Source organism: Oleiphilus sp. HI0125 (assembly GCF_001635355.1).
In genome coordinates this window covers 1-1,220 of sequence record NZ_LWGF01000115.1, presented here as the reverse complement: position 1 = coordinate 1,220, position 1,220 = coordinate 1, and the positions used below count along the sequence as shown (strand labels likewise).

Here is a 1,220-nt window from a genome sequence, read left to right as displayed (position 1 = left end):
TTGATCCGCGCAAGTTTAACAAGAGTTCCAATGCGCCTTTTTCAGAGGTAATGGAAGCGAATTTTAACCGCAGAGCGGTTTTAAAAGGCGGTGTTGGGGGCATGGCTGCATTAGGCATGCTGTCTACATTTGGTTTGAGTGCTTGTAGCAGTAGCGATAGCCCTTCTGTCGGTGCTGATCAGAGTTCAGTGTCTTTGGGGTTTGAGTCTATTCCAGGTTCTCTCACTGATGCAGTGACCGTTGCTGCGGGTTATACCGCATCGGTACTAGCGCCTTGGGGCACGCCGCTTAACAATACTGCAAATGCTTGGCGTGATGACGGCANGAACACTGCTGAAGACCAAGCGAACTCAGTAGGTATGCACCACGATGGCATGCACTTCTTCCCATTAAACGACGAAGAAACAGATGGCTTGTTGTGTATCAACCACGAATATATCGACCAAAATGCACTTCACCCTGCTGGTGCAACACGTGACGCGATTACCGGTATGCGCACAGATGTTGAAGAAGTACGCAAAGAAATCAACGCACACGGTGTTTCTGTTATCCGTATTCGTTTAACTGGTGATACTTGGTCTGTTGTCGACAATGACTCATATAATCGTCGTTTTACGGGTGCGACAGAAATGCGCATCTCGGGGCCTGTTACTCAAGATCCTTCAGTGCTAGTGACGCCATATTCACAAGCGGGGGACCGTGTTCGTGGAACATTGAATAACTGTGGCAATGGCTATACTCCTTGGGGAACCTATCTCACATGTGAAGAAAACTGGCCTGGTTATTTTGTTAATACCGGTACGCGCAGCACAGCGGATGAACGTCTTGGTGTAGACGATGACGATACGCGCTACGGTTGGGATGATGTAAAAGGTGACGACTCTGAAGTCGCCGATGAGTTCACGCGTTTTGACGCGACGCCATCTGGCTCAGGTCCAACAACGGATTACCGTAACGAGCCAAATGGCCACGGTTATATTGTTGAAATCGACCCATACGACAACACAAGCATGGCGGTTAAACGCACTGCACTAGGTCGCATTCGTCATGAAGGCTGTGTCTTCGGTAAGTTAACCGTTGGACAACCCGTTGTATTCTATACAGGTCATGATGGGCGCTTTGAATATATGTATAAGTTCGTATCCACCGCACTTTGGGATGCAGCAGATGCATCGCCAAGCGATCGTTTAGCCACAGGTGCGAAGTACATGGATGAGGGC

The 1,220-nt window shown here is 49.0% G+C and carries 1 protein-coding gene; it reads left to right on the top strand.

Translation table 11 applies throughout. From position 1 onward, the window contains the following. Positions 1-50: 50 nt before the first annotated feature. On the top strand, positions 51-1,220 hold a 1,170-nt coding region (locus A3762_RS02030), incomplete at its 3' end, for a PhoX family phosphatase (RefSeq protein ID WP_197468942.1).